General features: G+C 74.0%; 18 protein-coding genes and 1 pseudogene. 6 read left to right on the plus strand and 13 right to left on the minus strand.

What is annotated here, in order from left to right; all coding sequences use genetic code 11:
• Positions 1 to 3 precede the first annotated feature (3 nt).
• Positions 4 to 747, plus strand: coding sequence for an amino acid ABC transporter ATP-binding protein (locus LPA42_RS26770; RefSeq protein ID WP_077936858.1), 744 nt, complete (start codon positions 4 to 6; stop codon positions 745 to 747).
• A 191-nt stretch (positions 748 to 938) separates the two neighbouring features.
• Here LPA42_RS26770 and LPA42_RS26775 read toward each other — a convergent pair whose 3' ends face one another.
• The gene (locus tag LPA42_RS26775; protein ID WP_077936857.1) at positions 939 to 1,280 is read right to left on the minus strand and encodes a hypothetical protein; all 342 of its coding nucleotides are present in this window, start codon (positions 1,278 to 1,280) and stop codon (positions 939 to 941) included.
• A gap of 284 nt (positions 1,281 to 1,564) precedes the next feature.
• Here LPA42_RS26775 and LPA42_RS26780 point away from each other — a divergent pair, with 284 nt between their 5' ends.
• Entirely contained in the window at positions 1,565 to 1,897 is a 333-nt protein-coding gene (locus tag LPA42_RS26780; protein WP_144082583.1) for a hypothetical protein, read from the plus strand.
• 96 nt (positions 1,898 to 1,993) lie between these two features.
• On the opposite strand, the gene LPA42_RS26785 is transcribed toward LPA42_RS26780, so the two are convergent.
• Together LPA42_RS26785 and LPA42_RS26790 are read right to left on the minus strand one after the other, a co-directional pair.
• The gene (locus LPA42_RS26785) at positions 1,994 to 2,572 is read right to left on the minus strand and encodes an HD family hydrolase (RefSeq protein ID WP_077936855.1); all 579 of its coding nucleotides are present in this window, start codon (positions 2,570 to 2,572) and stop codon (positions 1,994 to 1,996) included.
• Between the two features lie 68 nt (positions 2,573 to 2,640).
• Positions 2,641 to 3,390 carry a DNA-binding transcriptional regulator gene (locus LPA42_RS26790; RefSeq protein ID WP_077936854.1) on the minus strand — a complete coding sequence of 250 codons (750 nt, stop codon included), beginning with the start codon at positions 3,388 to 3,390 and terminating at the stop codon, positions 2,641 to 2,643.
• A gap of 143 nt (positions 3,391 to 3,533) precedes the next feature.
• Between LPA42_RS26790 and LPA42_RS26795 the strand changes: the two genes are divergently transcribed.
• Positions 3,534 to 3,701 (plus strand): hypothetical protein, encoded by a 168-nt coding sequence (locus tag LPA42_RS26795; RefSeq protein WP_228986936.1) that lies wholly within the window; start codon positions 3,534 to 3,536, stop codon positions 3,699 to 3,701.
• A gap of 4 nt (positions 3,702 to 3,705) precedes the next feature.
• Positions 3,706 to 3,915 (plus strand): annotated as a pseudogene (locus tag LPA42_RS26800) (helix-turn-helix domain-containing protein); the annotation flags it as partial.
• A 267-nt stretch (positions 3,916 to 4,182) separates the two neighbouring features.
• Here the strand turns inward: LPA42_RS26800 and ribH are convergent.
• The 7 genes from ribH to rpe form a co-directional block, all read right to left on the minus strand.
• Positions 4,183 to 4,683, minus strand: a complete 501-nt coding sequence (gene ribH / locus LPA42_RS26805) for a 6,7-dimethyl-8-ribityllumazine synthase (RefSeq protein WP_074478643.1) — start codon at positions 4,681 to 4,683, stop codon at positions 4,183 to 4,185.
• A 4-nt stretch (positions 4,684 to 4,687) separates the two neighbouring features.
• Complete coding sequence (locus tag LPA42_RS26810) at positions 4,688 to 5,953, minus strand: bifunctional 3,4-dihydroxy-2-butanone-4-phosphate synthase/GTP cyclohydrolase II (protein ID WP_077939426.1); 1,266 nt, start codon at positions 5,951 to 5,953, stop codon at positions 4,688 to 4,690.
• The gene (gene pnuC, locus LPA42_RS26815) at positions 5,950 to 6,651 is read right to left on the minus strand and encodes a nicotinamide riboside transporter PnuC (RefSeq protein WP_077939425.1); all 702 of its coding nucleotides are present in this window, start codon (positions 6,649 to 6,651) and stop codon (positions 5,950 to 5,952) included. Before pnuC ends, LPA42_RS26810 begins: the two co-directional genes overlap by 4 nt.
• A complete protein-coding gene (locus LPA42_RS26820; RefSeq protein ID WP_077939424.1) occupies positions 6,648 to 7,304 on the minus strand; it encodes a riboflavin synthase in 657 nt (218 codons plus the stop codon). Before LPA42_RS26820 ends, pnuC begins: the two co-directional genes overlap by 4 nt.
• A gap of 1 nt (position 7,305) precedes the next feature.
• Positions 7,306 to 8,367 carry a bifunctional diaminohydroxyphosphoribosylaminopyrimidine deaminase/5-amino-6-(5-phosphoribosylamino)uracil reductase RibD gene (gene ribD, locus LPA42_RS26825; protein ID WP_077939423.1) on the minus strand — a complete coding sequence of 354 codons (1,062 nt, stop codon included), beginning with the start codon at positions 8,365 to 8,367 and terminating at the stop codon, positions 7,306 to 7,308.
• Between the two features lie 403 nt (positions 8,368 to 8,770).
• On the minus strand, positions 8,771 to 9,727 hold the full coding sequence (locus LPA42_RS26830) for a response regulator (RefSeq protein ID WP_077939422.1): 957 nt from the start codon (positions 9,725 to 9,727) through the stop codon (positions 8,771 to 8,773).
• A 1-nt stretch (position 9,728) separates the two neighbouring features.
• Positions 9,729 to 10,409 (minus strand): ribulose-phosphate 3-epimerase, encoded by a 681-nt coding sequence (rpe, locus tag LPA42_RS26835; protein ID WP_043967995.1) that lies wholly within the window; start codon positions 10,407 to 10,409, stop codon positions 9,729 to 9,731.
• A gap of 257 nt (positions 10,410 to 10,666) precedes the next feature.
• On the opposite strand from rpe, the gene LPA42_RS26840 reads away from it, so the two are divergent.
• Positions 10,667 to 11,557 (plus strand): septum formation family protein, encoded by an 891-nt coding sequence (locus LPA42_RS26840; RefSeq protein WP_077939421.1) that lies wholly within the window; start codon positions 10,667 to 10,669, stop codon positions 11,555 to 11,557.
• Positions 11,558 to 11,644: 87 nt separating this feature from the next.
• Positions 11,645 to 12,532: a septum formation family protein gene (locus tag LPA42_RS26845; RefSeq protein WP_077939429.1), complete on the plus strand. Its 888-nt coding sequence runs from the start codon at positions 11,645 to 11,647 to the stop codon at positions 12,530 to 12,532.
• A 64-nt stretch (positions 12,533 to 12,596) separates the two neighbouring features.
• On the opposite strand, the gene LPA42_RS26850 is transcribed toward LPA42_RS26845, so the two are convergent.
• Genes LPA42_RS26850 through def form a run of 3 tightly spaced genes read right to left on the minus strand, consistent with a single transcriptional unit; the run spans position 12,597 to position 15,605 of the window.
• Complete coding sequence (locus tag LPA42_RS26850; protein ID WP_077939420.1) at positions 12,597 to 14,120, minus strand: RsmB/NOP family class I SAM-dependent RNA methyltransferase; 1,524 nt, start codon at positions 14,118 to 14,120, stop codon at positions 12,597 to 12,599.
• The gene (fmt, locus tag LPA42_RS26855; protein WP_077939419.1) at positions 14,117 to 15,043 is read right to left on the minus strand and encodes a methionyl-tRNA formyltransferase; all 927 of its coding nucleotides are present in this window, start codon (positions 15,041 to 15,043) and stop codon (positions 14,117 to 14,119) included. The genes LPA42_RS26850 and fmt overlap by 4 nt, the downstream gene beginning before the upstream one ends.
• Before the next feature lie 4 nt (positions 15,044 to 15,047).
• The gene (gene def, locus LPA42_RS26860) at positions 15,048 to 15,605 is read right to left on the minus strand and encodes a peptide deformylase (RefSeq protein WP_077939418.1); all 558 of its coding nucleotides are present in this window, start codon (positions 15,603 to 15,605) and stop codon (positions 15,048 to 15,050) included.
• Positions 15,606 to 15,624: the final 19 nt, after the last annotated feature.

The raw sequence follows: 15,624 nt of genomic DNA on the forward strand, positions 1-15,624 counted from the left end.
ACGATGAGCCTGCTGCGGTGCCGGGGGCTGCGCAAGACCTTCGGCGGTCACGTGGTGCTCGACGGGCTCGACCTCAGCGTCGACGAGCACCGGGTGGTGGCGCTGATCGGCGCGTCCGGGTCGGGCAAGTCCACGCTGCTGCGCTGCGTCAACCTGCTCGAAGAGCTGGACGACGGCACGATCGAGCTGGACGGCCAGGACATCTCCGACCCCCGGGTCGACCCCGACCGGGTGCGCCGGCGCATCGGGATGGTCTTCCAGGCGTACAACCTGTTCCCGCACCTGAGCGTGCTGGACAACGTCACCCTCGCCCCGGTGCGGGTGCACCGGCGGCCCCGCGCCGAGGCCGAGGCGCAGGCCCGGGAGCTGCTCGACCGGGTCGGGCTGGGGGCCAAGGCGAACGCCTACCCCGACCGACTCTCCGGCGGGCAGCAGCAGCGGGTGGCGATCGTACGGGCGCTGGCCAACTCGCCCCGGCTGATGCTGCTCGACGAGGTCACCTCGGCGCTGGACCCGGAGCTGGTCGGCGAGGTGCTGGCCCTGATCCGCGAGCTGAAGGCCGACGGGATGACGATGGTGCTGGCCACCCACGAGATGGGCTTCGCCCGCGAGGTCGCCGACCAGGTGTGCTTCCTCGACGGCGGGCGGGTCGTCGAGTCGGGGCCGCCGGAACGGGTGCTCGGTGACCCGACCGAGCCCCGCACCCGACAGTTCCTGCGCCGCATCATCGAAGCGGGACGACTCTGACGGTTGCAGAGACACGCTCTCCTATCGCGGCTTCGCGGCGTCCTCCTCGTTCCACAGCGAGATGACGTGGCCATCCCCGTACTTCCTCGACGACGCGAGACCCCGCGTCCTCGGGAGATCGGGCACGAAGGCGCAGGCGAATGCCAGGCCGTTCGCGGTGCTGCGGTACCAGCAGACAGTTGCGCCGAAGGCTACGAAGCCGACCGAGGTGGCCGACCGACGAGCGGAGGCGATCCGTCCGCAAGCCGGGCACGCTTCCGCCACCGGTAGTGGCGCCACGCAGCGACGATGACGGCCACGGCAACGAGCAGCGCGGTGGCACCCTTCCAGGCGCGCTCGAAGGGCGATCTGGCGTCGCCAAAGGCCGCATCACCGGCCGTCATCAGCCATAGCCCCGCCCACGCCCACTGCCAGCCGCGTGGCCGGGAGAACCTGCCCGGCGGCTCGGAGAAGGCGAGGGTGACAGCGACTGCGGCGCCGATGACGACGATCATCGGTACCCCGATGCGCCAGATGGCCTCCCACAGCGGCATAAGTCGATCATGGCACCTTGTTAGTTCGATTCACCACGGCCGTTGCTCACCAACTCCTCATGAAGGCGAGGTAGCAGCATGGCCACGAACACCACCGCGCAACTCTTCTGGTAACCCAGCGTGAGCAGCGTAGGGCGGCCACTGCGTCCGCAGTCACCGCGGGAGCCGAAGCGGTAGACATCCCGGCCCCGGCACATCTGGCATGCGTGGCTGCGCGTTGGCACCCGTACGACGCTGCTGGTCCCAGGCCGCAGGCAGCCAGACGCTAGCGCTAGCGTCTGGCCATGCGATTCGTGGACCCGGTCATGGCCCTCGCGGTCGCCGTGGCCAACCTGGCCGTCGCCGCCGCACTGCTCGCCAGAAGCCGTGGCGGCACGGCAGTGCCCCGGATCTTCGGCCGCCCGCAGCCCTCCCCGCGCCTGCGGGCCGCGATGCACGCCTGTCTGGGGCTGGGGTTGGGCGTCGGCTGGCTCGTCAAGGACATCTTCCCACCCCAGTCCACCGGCGACACGGTGCTGTTCAACGTGATACGCATCCTGCTCGCGGTCAGCCTCGTCACCGCCCTACTGGTTGCCTTCCCGTACAGGGGGTCCATCCGCGACGAGGCTGCCCGATAGCGGTGCCCGCCATGGGTTCGTCATGTGGGTGGTCGGCATCAAGCCAGGCTGGACGAGCTCGACACCGCGGCGGGACGCCAGATGGGCGCGGGTCAGCTACGCCGGCTTCGGGGGCGGTGTGAGCCAGGCCAAGGGCTGACCTGCGAGCGCGGCGTCTGCGAGGCGGTGGGCGGAGTTGGTCCGGAGTGCGGCGCGGCTGCTGTCGATCCAGCGTTGGACGTTGTCGATGCCCTGGTGGCGGTATTCGACGGCTTGGACAAGGCACTCGAGTTTGTCGGCGTCGCGGGCGACGATGGCCTCGAGGGTTTCGCCGGCTTCGTATTCGGTGACGGCGGCGGTGATGGTGTCGGTGACGGCGGGCGGGCAGCCGGCGACCTGGTCTGCGGTGATGGTGGTGTTGGGGGCGGCGGTGAGGTAGCGCTTGGCGATGTGGGGCAGGTCGGTGGTGCGGGTTTCCTGGGTGTCGTGCAGGACGCAGAGCATGGTGACGCGGGCGGGGTCGGCGCCTTCCATGGCGGCGAGGATCATGCCGATGAGGGCGGTGCGGTGGGAGTGTTCGGCGATGGTCTCGGGGTGCTTGACCCCGGCGAACCACCAGCCGGTCCGGGCGGCGCGTTTGAGGACGCCGGCCTCGAAGACGAACCTCATCGCGGCGGCGTGCTGGTCCTCGCTCATCTGTCCCTCCCCGTGCCGGTGATGCCCTGCCTCTTCAGGGCATAGACGACAAACAAGCATTCGATGCGCTACGCCGGTGACGTGTTGTAGCGCTCGAGCGTCGCCTTGGATGTCGAGGCATCGCGGAAGACGAGTTCCCACGGGCCGGTGTTGACGTCCATGTCCTTGCCGAACCCGACCCACTTTCCGGCCATCCGACGCCCCGTGGGCTCGGCCAGCAACTGGATCGCGCCGTGGTATCGGGCGCCCCGGTAGTAGCCCGTCGGGTCGGGCTGCTCCACCCACGTGCCGGTGACGACGGCACCGTCCACGGTGAGGTCCAGGGAGAGCGACGATGCCGCCGAGCCGGGCAGGCTGCGCGCGGTCAACCGGTCGCCGTGCTGGAGGACCACGACGAAGTGCTGCCCGGCGAAGGAGTCGCCGCGACCGCTGGAGTGGTACTGGTAGCGGCTGAGCCACACACCCTCGTACGACCTGTGGGCTGCGGCTGGGCTGGACCTCGGCGTCGGCGTGGCCAGGCTGGACATGGGTGAGGTCAGGTCGTGGCCGCCGTGCTGGTCCTGGGCGACATGTTCGCCCGGCACCGCCGCAAAGCCGAGCAGCGAGATGGGCAGGCCGGTGACGACCTCCAGCGCGCGGGCGTAGACGGGGCGTGGTGCGGCGATCGCGCCGGATTCCCAGCGTTGGACGAGTCGCTTGTTGGCGTCGTTGGGCTCGCCGACGCGGTGGCCGGCGCCCTGGAGCGCGCGGGCGAAGTCGTCCTGGCTCATGCGCATCCCGGTGCGAACGGCGCGGAGCGCGGTGTTCGGGGTGGTCATGACGCCACGATAGCGGCATGTCGCCAGAATGTCGCCCCTCATGTGTCTGGATTGTCGCGGCGTGTGCCGTCGCGTCCGGCGACCTTGCGGCGTCATCGTTGATGGCGCGCCGGCATGTTGCCGCCGCACCGACGGAGGTGGCGATGCGCAGTCACGACGACGAGCCGACAACGAGTCGAGGAGAGCAGGCGGAGGCCGCCGAGCGGGAGGCGGCGAGGCGGCGGATCCTCGCCCAGGCCGAGGCGGATCGGATACCGGTCGAGGAGACGACCCGGGCGGTGCCGGACCGGCGGTGGCGGCGTGGACGGTGATCGGCTGCCGGTCGGGCGGCGGGTGGCGTACTGGCGGGGGCGACGAAGGCTGTCTCAGCAGGTGTTCGCCGACCGGTTGGGGAAGTCGAAGAGCTGGGTGGACAAGGTCGAGCGGGGCGTCCGCGCGCTGGACCGGGTGTCGACCCTCCAGGAGATCGCCACGGTCCTGCGGATCGACGCGGCGGTGCTGATCGGTCGCGACGTCCAAGCCCGCCGGCGTGATCGAGCGGGCACATCTCGGGGCCGCCAGCCGCTCAAACGACCCCGGCCACCCGCCGGGCCGCCCCGCGCCGCCCGACGCCCGCGTCATGTCGGCGACATGGCGGTATCAGCCGGCCCGGGATACCGCCATGTCGCCGACATGGCGACGCCCAAACGCCCGCCCAGCCCGACGCCCAAACGCCCGCCCAGCCCAGCCCAGCCAGGCTGCCCCCGCCCAGCCCAGCCAGCGGGCGGGACGGGCGGGCCGGGCCGAGGCGGGTCAGTGGCCGAAGCCGACCCGGTGAGCCGCCGCCGCGTCCAGGCCGCGTACCGCCAGCGCCGCGTCCAGCGCCGCCACCGTCGCCGACCAGCCCTTGTCCTCGGCGGAGCCGGGCAGCCCGGCCCGGTCCCGGGCCTGCTCGATCGTGTCCACCGTGAGCACCCCGTGCGCGACCGGCTTGCCCTCGTCGAGGGCGACCCGGGTCAGCCCCTCCGTGACCGACTTGCACACGTAGTCGAAGTGGGCGGTGGCCCCGCGCACCACCACGCCGAGGGCGACGACCACGTCGAAGCGGCGGGCCATCGCCTGCGCCACCACCGGCAGCTCCACCGAGCCGGCGACCCGGGCGACCACGGCCCGCGCCCCGCACGCCTGCGCGGCGGCCACCGCCCGGTCGAGCATGTGGTCGGTCAGCTCCCCGTGCCAGCGGGCGGCGACGACGCCGACCGTCATCCCGGCGGCGTCGACCGCCGCCACCCCCGGCTCACCGAAACCCGCCATCGCCCTACGCTCCGATCTCGTCGTTCGCCACCGGGCGGCCCAGCGGCGCCTCGGGCGTCTCGTCCAACTCGTCCAGCAGGTGGCCCATGCGGTCCCGCTTGGTGCGCAGGTAGCGCACGTTCTCCGGGTGCGGCCGGATCGGCAGCGACTCGCGGCCGGTGACGGTCAGGCCGTACCCCTCCAGCCCGGCCCGCTTGGCCGGGTTGTTCGTCAGCAGCCGCATCGACCGCACGCCCAGGTCGTGCAGGATCTGCGCGCCGGTGCCGTAGTCGCGGGCGTCGGCCGGCAGCCCCAGGTCGAGGTTCGCGTCCACGGTGTCGCGGCCGAGGTCCTGCAGCTGGTACGCCCGCAGCTTGTGCAGCAGGCCGATCCCCCGCCCCTCGTGCCCGCGCACGTAGAGCACCACCCCGCGCCCCTCTGCGGCGACGCGGGCCAGCGCGGCCTGCAACTGCGGGCCGCAGTCGCAGCGCAGCGAGCCGAACGTGTCGCCGGTGAGGCACTCGGAGTGCACCCGCACCAGCACGTCCTGCCCGTCGCCGAGGTCGCCCATGACCAGGGCGACGTGCTCGGCCGGGTCGTGCTCGGCGCGGTAGCCGAAGGCCGTGAACACGCCGTGCGGGGTGGGCATCCGGGCTGCCGCGACCTGCTCGACCTGCTTCTCGGTGCGCCGCCGGTAGGTGATCAGGTCGGCGATGGTGACCAGGGTCAGGCCGTGCTCGGCGCAGAACTTCTCCAGGTCCGGCAGGCGCATCATGGTGCCGTCGTCGTTGACCAGCTCGCAGAGCACGCCGGCCGGGCGCAGGCCGGCCAGCCGGGTCAGGTCGACGGCCGCCTCGGTGTGCCCGGGGCGGCGCAGCACCCCGCCGGCGCGGGCGCGCAGCGGCACCACGTGCCCCGGCCGGGCCAGGTCGGTGGGGTCGGTGGAGGCGGCGGCGAGCAGCCGGATGGTGTGCGCCCGGTCGGCCGCCGAGATGCCGGTGTCGACGCCCTCCCGGGCGTCCACCGTCACCGTGTACGCGGTGCCCCGGCGGTCCTGGTTGGTGTGGTGCATGGGCGGCAGGTCCAGCCGGTCGCACTCGTCCTCGGTCAGCGGCACGCAGACGTAGCCGGAGGTGTAGCGGACCATGAACGCGACCAGTTCCGGGGTGGCCAGCTCGGCCGCGAAGATCAGGTCTCCCTCGTTCTCCCGGTCGGCGTCGTCAACCACGACGACGGGCCGGCCGGCGGCGATGTCCGCGACGGCCTGCTCGATGCTGGCGAAGGTGGTCATGCCACGACCTCCGAGTAGGTGGGTGACAGGGTGGCGGGGGCCGGGCGGGCGGCGCGCGAGGTGCGCCACCAGGAGACGAAGCCCCAGACGCAGAGCGCCCCGTAGACGAGGTACATGGCCGCCGACGGGTAGAACCCGCCGCGCAGCAGCAGCGGCACGCCGACGGCGTCCACGGCGATCCAGACCAGCCAGAACTCGACCCAGCCGCGGGCCATGCCGTAGGTGGCCAGCAGGCTGCCGGTGAGGATCCACGCGTCGGGGAGCGGCCCCCACGAGCCGAGCGCGGCCAGCACGGGGTACGCGGCGGCGGTGCCCGCCCCGGCGGCCAGCAGCAGGCCGAGGCGCTCCCGCCGGGTGGCCCAGCGCGGGGCGACCGCCGCGTCGTCGCCGCCGGAGCCCGCGCGGCGGTTGCGCGTCCAGCGCCACCAGCCGTAGACGCTCACGGCGAAGAAGAACACCTGCCGGCCGGCCTGGCCGTAGAGGTCGTGGGCCTGCGGGGTGGCGAACGCCCCGCCGAGGAAGACGGTGAGCAGCAGCGCGTTGCCGACCATGCCGACGGGCCAGGCCCAGACCAGCCGGCGCAGCCCGAGCAGGGCGGAGGCGAGGCCGAAGGCGTTGCCGACGATCTCGCGGACCAGCACGGGCGAGCCGGCGACGTGCACCTGGGCCTCCAGCAGCCAGCCGAGCGGGCCGCTCACCGCCCGCCCCCGCCGGGAGTGTGCCCGCCTTCACCGGGCGGCAGGTCGCTTCCACCGGGCAGCCGGTCGCCGAGGAGCCGCTCGACGTACTTGGCGAGCACGTCGACCTCCAGGTTGACCGCGTCGCCGACCGCGCGCTCGCCGAGGGTGGTCAGCTTGAGGGTGGTGGGGATCAGCCCGACGCTGAACCAGTCGGGCCCGACGTCGGCCACGGTCAGCGACACCCCGTCGACGGTGATCGAGCCCTTCTCCACCACGTACCGGGACAGGGCGGCGGGGAGCCGGAAGCGGACCGTCTCCCACTGCTGCGCCGGCTGGCGGGACAGCACCGCGCCGACGCCGTCGACGTGGCCCTGCACGAGGTGCCCGCCGAGGCGGCTGCCCAGCGCGGCGGCGCGTTCCAGGTTGACCGGCGCGCCGGGGCGCAGCGCGCCGAGGGCGGAGCGGCGCAGCGTCTCGCCCATCACGTCGGCGGTGAAGACGTCGCCGTCGACGTCGACCACGGTGAGGCAGACCCCGTTGACGGCGATGGAGTCGCCGTGCCGGGCGTCGCTGGTGACCAGCGGCCCCCGGATGGCGACCAGCGCGGAGTCGCCCCCGGTCTCGGCCGTCCGGACGACCTCGCCCAGCTCTTCGACGATGCCGGTGAACATGTCAGCCCTCCCTCTTCCGGGGCAGCGCGGTGATGCGCAGGTCCGGACCGACCTGCGTAACGTCGGTGATCTCCAGGTCGATGGCGTCGGCGATGGTGCCCACGCCGGCGTCGGTCAGCGCGGTCGGCCCGGCGCCGAGCAGCTTCGGCGCGACGTAGCCGACGACCCGGTCGACCAGGCCGGCGGCGAGGAACGCGCCGGCCAGCTTCGGGCCGCCCTCCAGCAGCGCGGCCCGGACCCCCCGGTGGTGCAGCTCCGCGAGCAGCGCCGGCAGGTCGACCCGGCCGTCCGGGCCGGTGCCGACCTCGGCGGCGGTGGCGACCCACGTCCGGGCGGCGCCGTCGCGGACCCGGGCGTCGGCGGGGGTACGCCCGAACGTGTCCACGACCACCCGCAGCGGCTGCCGGATGGCCAGGGTGCCGTCGCGCAGGTTGCGGGCGGTGAGCCGGGGGTCGTCGGCGAGCACGGTGCCGACCCCGGCGATGACCGCGTCGACGGTGCCGCGCAGGGCGTGCACGTCGGTCCGGGCGGCCTCGGAGGTGATCCACATGCTGGTGCCGTCGGCGGCGGCGGAGCGCCCGTCGAGGGTGGCGGCGTACTTCCAGACGACGTACGGCCAGCCCCGGCGCATCGAGGTCAGCCAGGCGACGTTGCCCGCCTCGGCCTCGGCGGCGCGCACCCCCAGCTCGACGTCGACGCCGCCGGCCCGCAGGGTGGCGGCGCCGCCGGAGGCGACCGGGTTCGGGTCGGGCACGGCGATCACCACCCGGGCGACGCCGGCGGCGAGGAGGGCGTGGCTGCAGGGGCCGGTGCGGCCGGTGTGGTCGCAGGGCTCCAGGGTGACGACGGCGGTGCCGCCCCGGGCCCGCCGGCCGGCCTGGGCGAGCGCGACGATCTCGGCGTGCGGTCCGCCCGCGTACGCGTGGAATCCCTCACCGACGACCTCGCCGTCCGGGTCGAGCAGCACGCAGCCGACCACGGGGTTGGGGCTGGTGGTGCCGAGGCCACGGGCCGCGAGCGCGATCGCCCGACGCATCGCGTCGTCCACGGAGACGCTGGCCATCGCCCTGTCCTGCCCTCTCACTCGCCGGTCCGCGCGGGCGAACACGGGAGGCCGCGGGCAGGCGGCGGCGGTCCGGGGACGGCAGAGCCGACCCCGGGGAGCCCACGCGGCGGCCGAGGACAGCCGTCGGCACAGGGCCCGCCCCGTCCCGCGCGCTGTCTCCCATCCGGACTGTCTGGGGGTGGGTTGGCCCGCCCCCAACCGTCGGCCCCGGAGTCTCACCAGGTCCACCGGGCGGCAGGGCCGTCCGGGTCGCGGGCTTACCACGGCCGCAGCCGTGGATCACCGCCGGTTCGGAATTACACCGAGTCCCGCCAGCGCGTGGTGGGTACTGCGAGAAGTGTGGCACGGCACCCGCCGCGCGTCTGCCCTCGGGGAGCTACCTCACACAGGTGGGCAAGATTCAAGAAAGGCTGCGTCGCCGGTCGACCGCCACGTACGAGCCGGGTTGGCTCTTGGCCACGGATTTCATCTCCGAGGCGACCGCGATCGCGTCCAGCGGGTTGGTCAGGCGCTTGCCGGCGTCGGAGACGGACACCCCGATCGACAGGGTGACCAGGGCGGCCCGCCGGATGTTGCCCCGCCGGTCCTTCAGCTCGACGTAGCCGCGCGCGGCGTCGGAGGGGTCGTAGAGCTTGTCGGCGGCGGTCTCGAAGTCGACCACGGCCCGGGAGGTGAGCGGGCGCACCTGGTCGGGGGCGCAGACGATGACGAAGTCGTCGCCGCCGACGTGGCCGAGGAAGGCCGGCGGCAGCCCGATCGCCACGACCGCCCGGTGCAGGCTGCGGGCCAGGGCGGAGATGAACTCGTCGCCCCGGACGAAGCCGTACCGGTCGTTGACGCTCTTGAACCGGTCGATGTCGACGTAGCCGACGGCGTAGTCGACGCCGCTGCGGACCCGGTCGCTGATCTCCCGCCGGATGCGGGAGTTGCCGGGCAGGCCGGTCAGCGGGGAGACCTCCCGGAACTCCTTGTTGCGGCGCAGCGTGGAGCTGACCCGGGCGACCAGCTCGGCGGTGTCGAAGGGCTTGACCAGGTAGTCGTCCGCGCCGGCGCTGAGCCCGTGGACCTTGTCCACGGTCATCCCCTTGGCCGTCAGCATGATCACCGGCAGGGCGGAGGTCATCGGGTTGGCGCGCAGCCGCCGGGTCAGCTCCAGCCCGTCGACGCGCGGCATCATCAGGTCGACGACCGCCAGGTCGGGCCGCTGCCGCTCGATCATCTCGAGGGCCTCCTGGCCGTCGCCGGCGTGGATCACCTCGAAGCCGTGCAGCCGCAGGTTGAACTCGACGAACCGGGCGATGTCGGCGTCGTCGTCGACGACGAGGATGAGGTCGGGTCGCTCGTCGGCCGGGTCCACCTCAGGCCCCGGCGGTCGCGCGCTCCGCCAGGCCCCGCAGGCGGCGGACCGCCTCGGCGGGGTCCTCGGCGCCGTAGACGGCGGTGCCGGCCACGAACGCGTCCGCGCCCGCGGCGGCCGCCTGCTCGATGGTGTCGGCGGCGATCCCGCCGTCGACCTCGATGCGCAGCTCCAGGTGGCCGGCGTCGACGTGCCGGCGGGCGGCGCGCACCTTGTCGAGCAGCTCGGGGATGAACCGCTGCCCGCCGAAGCCGGCCTTGATCGTCATGATCAGCAGCGTGTCGAAGCTGGGCAGCAGCTCCAGGTAGGGCTCGATCGGGGTGTCCCGGTCGATCGCCAGCCCGGCCTTCGCCCCGGCCGCCCGCAGGTCCTTGGCCAGTGACACCGGGTTGTCGCACGCCTCGGCGTGGAAGGTGACGTTGTGCGCCCCGGCGTCGGCGTACCCGGGGGCCCACCGGCGCGGGTCGGTGATCATCAGGTGTACGTCGAACGGCAGCTCGGTCGCGGCGCGCAGGCTCTGCACGACGGGCAGCCCGATGGTCAGGTTCGGCACGAAGTGGTTGTCCATGACGTCCACGTGCAACCAGTCCGCGGCGCCCTCGACGGCACGGACCTCCTCGGCGAGGCGGGCGAAGTCGGCGGCGAGGATGCTGGGCGCGATGATCGGCGGCGGTACGGTCACGAGGTCAGTGTACGAATGCGGCCATCAGCCGCCCGCATCGCGGCACCTTCCCGGACGCGCTGTGACCCAGCCGTGACCGGTGGTGCAAGATAAACCGGTCCGGATGGGAATCCCGGACGAAAAGTCAGCCGCGACTGGCCGATCGAGGGAAACGCGGCAAGACTCCATGCAGGACGGTCACGTAAGCTGCACGCCCGGTGGCGGAAACGCCCCACGGGCCGTGGCGCCCGACCGTCAGCTCCCGGAAAGGGCGGACGATGCGACGGTGGCTTGTGGCGCTGGCGCTGGCCGGCACGGTGGTGATGCTGCTGGGCGGCTGCGCCCGCCCGCACGGGGCAGACGGCGACCTCACCGACGACTGGCCGACGCTGCGGGAACCGAAGATGTTCATCCCGGCCACCGACGCGTGCCTGCCCCGGATCACGGCGGTCGTGCAGGCCGGCACGTACGAGACGGTGGACTGCGCCCGCAGCCACCTGGCCGAGACGATCCACGTCGGCATCTTCACCGACCCGGCCATCGACGCGGGCCCGCGCCCCGAGGCGGGCACGCCCGTCCTGCGTGTCGCCCGCGCCGAGTGCGACCAGCGGGCCCGGGAGGTGCTCGGCGGCGACTGGCACTCGGCCCGGCTGAGCCTCACCATCGCCCTGCCGTCGACGTCGGCCTGGGCGAGCGGGGCCCGCTGGTACCGCTGCGACCTCAGCGAGACCGACAGCATCGACAACACCCGGCCGGTCAACCGCGTCGGCAGCCTGCGCGGCGCGATGGTCGGCGACTCGCCGCTGACCCACCGCTGCTTCGACCCGAAGCTGATCGGGGCGAACCTGAACTACATGGCGCCCGTGCTGTGCACCGAGCCGCACCGCGCCGAGTTCGTCGGGGTCTACACCGAACGCGACATGACCTGGGCCGAGTTCATCCGGTCCAACCAGAAGGTGCACCGCCGCTGCATGGGGCTGATCGCCGAGTTCGCCAAGGTGCCCAACAACAGCGAGTTGCCGTACCGGGCGGGGTCGATCTTCTATCCCCCGTCGCAGCGGGAGTGGGACGAGGGCGACCGCGGGGTGCGGTGTTTCCTGTGGAGCGACGACCGCAAGCTCACCCGGTCGATGCGCGGCGCTGGGCCGAAGGGACTACCCGCGAGCTGAGCGCCGGTGGCGTAAAGTGCCGCTCCGTGGCGCGCCCGGCGACGGAGGCTGGTGTTCGCGACCACCGGCGACGGGGAGGTCGGACTGATGCGGCGATGGTGGACGGCGGTCGCCGTGTCGGCGGGGGCGGCGCTTGCGCTGGCCGGCTGCGGCACGCCGGCCGGGCTGGACGGTGACCTCGCCGACGACTGGCGGACGATGGCGGCGCCGACGCAGTTCGTGCCCGCCGCCGGAACATGCCACACCGTCTTCGCCGACGTCGGCTACCTCAGCGGCTACAACCCCGTGGACTGCGCGACGTCGCACCGGGTGGAGACCCTGCACGTCGGCACGCTGACCGGCGCCGCCGCCGAGCTGAGCGCGCCACCGGCCGCCGGCTCGGCCGGGATGAAGGCCGTCCGCGCCGAGTGCGACCGGGAGGTCAACAAGGCCCTCGGGGCCGACTGGCGCGCGGGGCGGCTGTTCCTGTCCCCGGTCTTCCCGTCCCGGCAGGCCTGGTCGGGCGGGGCCCGCTGGTTCCGCTGCGACGTGAGCGAGGTGGAGAGCGTCGACGACCCCAGCGCCGTGCCCCGCACCGGCAGCCTCGCCGGCGCGTTGAAGGGCGCCTCGGCGCTGGCCCACCGCTGCTTCAACCCGAAGATCAAGAAGGACGACGTGCAGGAGATGACCCCCGTCGCCTGCACCAGGAAGCACCGCGTCGAGTTCGTCGGCGTCTACCAGGCCCCCGACATCTCCTTCGCCCAGGTCGACAAGAACCGGATGCGCATCCACAAGGGCTGCCGGACGCTGATCGCCTCGTACGCGAAGGTGCCGAACAACGGCGACCTGGAGTATCGGGCGGGCACCATCTTCTACCACCCCTTCGAGCAGGAGTGGAAGGACGGCAACCGGGGCGTGCAGTGCTTCCTCTGGGTCGACCGCGACCTCACCCGCTCGGTGAAGGGCGTCGGCACCAAGGGCCTGCCGGTGCAGTGACCCACCCGGCGGACGGCTGACGCGGTGGGGCGGCCCGGAAGGGCCGCCCCACCGCGGTTTCGGCTCAGCCCCGGCGCAGGACCGCCAGGAACATGGCGTCGGTGCCGTGCCGGTGCGGCCACAACTGCACCGACGGCCCGTCGCCCAGCCCCGGCATGCCGGCCGGCAGCAGCGGCCGGGCGTCGACGAAGTCCGCCGGCACCCCGGCCCGCCGCGCCGCCTCGGTCACCGTCACGTGCGTCTCCACGGTGTGCGGGGAACACGTCACGTAGGCCACCAGGCCGCCCGGCCGGGCCGCCCGCAGCGCCGCCGACAGCAGCTCCCGCTGCAGGCGGGTCAGCGGCGGCAGGTCCGACGGCTGCTTGCGCCAGCGGGCCTCCGGCCGGCGACGCAGCGCGCCCAGCCCGGTGCACGGGGCGTCGACCAGGACCCGGTCGAAGTGCCCCTCCGGCAGCTCCGGGTCGGCCCCCACGGTGCGGCCGTCGGTGTGCAGCACCGTCACCGGCAGTCCCCGCGTGGCCTGGCCGACGAGCCGGGCCCGGTGCTCGGAGACCTCCACCGCGGTCAGCCGGGCCCCCCGCTGGGCGGCGATCGCCCCGAGCAGGCCGGACTTGCCGCCCGGCCCGGCGCACAGGTCCAGCCAGTGGGCGTCCGGGCCGTCGAGCGGGGCGACCGCGAGGGCGTTGGCCACCAGCTGGGAGCCCTCGTCCTGCACGTGCGCCCGCCCCTCGGCCAGCGCCGGCAGGTCGCCCGGGGCACCGCCGGCGAGATAGACCGCGTACGGGGAGAACGCCCCCGGTGCGCCGCCCACCTCGTCGGCCAGGACGACCGGGTCGGCCAGGCCGGGCCGGGCACACAGGTGCACCGGCGGGCGCTCGTTGTCCTCGAGCAGCAGCCGGGTGGTCTCGCCGAGGTCGCCGCCGAGCGCCTCGGCGAAGGACCGCACGATCCACTGGGGGTGGCTGTACGCCAGGGCCAGGTGCCCGATCGGGTCCGTCTCGAAGGCCGGGGCGAGCTTCGCCACCCAGGCGTCGGCGTCGCGCCCCGCCACCTCGCGCAGCACCGCGTTGGCGAAGCCCGTCGCCCCGATGCCGACCGCGCGCACCAGGTCGACGGTCGAGGAGACCGCCGCGTGCGCCGGCACCCGCGTGTGCAGCAGCTGGTAGGCGCCCAGCCGCAGCGCGTCGCGCACGGGCGGGTCGATCCGGGCCACGTCCCGGCCGGCCGCGTCGGTGAGGATCGCGTCGAGGGTGCCGATGTGGCGCAGCGTGCCGTACGTCAGCTCGGTGGCGAAGGCGGCGTCCCGGCCGGTCAGCCGCTCCTGCCGCAGCAACGCCGGCAGCACCAGGTTGGCGTACGCGTCGTCGCGGTGCACCGCCGCGACCGCCTGGTAGGCGACGTGCCGGGGCAGGTCGACGGCGGGCCGCGCCGGCCGCGCGCCGCGCCGGTCGTCGCCCCGGCCGCCCCGGGCCGGGCGGTCGCCGAAGGCCGGGCGGTCGCCCCGGGGGCCGCCGGTCGACCGGTCGGGCCGCCGGTCGGTGCGGGGGGCGCGCTGCTCGTCGTACCGTCGCTCCGTGGGCCCGGTCACGCGAGCTCCTCCCCCGCGCCGACCCGGGCGCCGCGCGCCCAGTCGCTCGCCGCCATGGCCTTCTTGCCCGCGGCCCGCACCTCGCCGAGGGCCACCGGGGTGGTGGCCGTGCCGGCCAGCACGCGGGACTTCTCCGCCAGCAGCTCGCCGGGCTTCAGGTCGGGGCCGTCGGGCACCGGGACGACCGGGCCGAGCTTGACCCGCTCGCCCCGGAACGTGGTCCACGGGCCGGGCGCGGGGGTGCACGCCCGGATCCGCCGGTCCACCGCGAACGCGGGGTCGCCCCAGCGCACCCGGGCGTCGTCGACGGTCAGCTTCGGCGCGAGCGACACCCCGTCGGCCGGCTGCGGCTCGGCGCGGGCGGTGCCCGCGTCGAGCGCGTCGAGGACGGCCACCAGCAGGCCGGAACCGGAGTGGGCGAGCCGCTCCAGCAGGTCGCCGGAGGTGTCGGTGGGGCGGATCTCGTCGGTGACAGTGCCGTAGACCGGGCCGGTGTCCAGCCCCTCCTCCAGCGCGAAGACGCTCGCCCCGGTCAGCTCGTCGCCGTGCAGCACGGCCTGCTGGACGGGGGCCGCGCCCCGCCACGCGGGCAGCAGCGAGAAGTGCAGGTTGATCCAGCCGTGCCGGGGGATCTCCAGCGCGACCGGGGGCACCAGCGCGCCGTAGGCGACCACCGGGACGCAGTCGGGGGCCAGCGCGCGCAGCCGGTCGAGGAACTCCGGCTCGCGCGGGCGGGCCGGGGTGAGCACCTCGACGCCGCGCTCGTCGGCCCAGGCCCCGACGGGCGAGCGGACCAGGCCCCGGCCCCGGCCGGCGGGGGCGTCGGGGCGGGTGACGACGGCGACGAGGTCGTGGCCGGAGGCCGCGATGGCGTCCAGGGCGGGCAGGGCGACGGCCGGCGTGCCGGCGAAGATCAGGCGCACCGGGTCACCGCCCCAGGCCGAAGGGGCTGCCGGCGTGCGGGTCGAGCTTGACCGTCGGCGGGGCCGCCGCGTCATACCACTCGGCCTGGCGGATCGCCTTCATCGCCTCCTTGCGGCCGGCCGGGTCCAGCCGGTCGACGAAGAGCACGCCGTCGAGGTGGTCGGTCTCGTGCTGCACGCAGCGGGCCATCAGGCCCGTGCCGACGATCTGGACCGGGTCGCCGTAGCTGTTGAAGCCCTTGGCGACGACGTTCTGCCGGCGCTTGGTGTCGAAGTAGAGCCCGGGGATGGACAGGCAGCCCTCGGGGCCGTCCTGCTCCTCGGCGTCGGGGAACTCCAGCACCGGGTTGACCAGGTGGCCGAGCACGTCGTCGACGTCGAAGGTGAACACCCGCAGGCCCACTCCGAGCTGCGGCGCGGCGAGACCCGCGCCGCTCTGCTCACGCATCGTGTCGGTGAGGTCGGCAACGAGCCTGCGCAGCTCGGCGTCGAAGTCGACCACCGGATCGGCCGGCGTGCGCAACACCGGATCCCCGAACAGACGGATGGGCTGGACGGTCACGCGGGATGGCTCCTTCGGT

It is taken from the genome of Micromonospora sp. DH13 (assembly GCF_020873825.1).
GTDB classification, from domain to species: Bacteria; Actinomycetota; Actinomycetes; order Mycobacteriales; family Micromonosporaceae; genus Micromonospora; species Micromonospora haikouensis.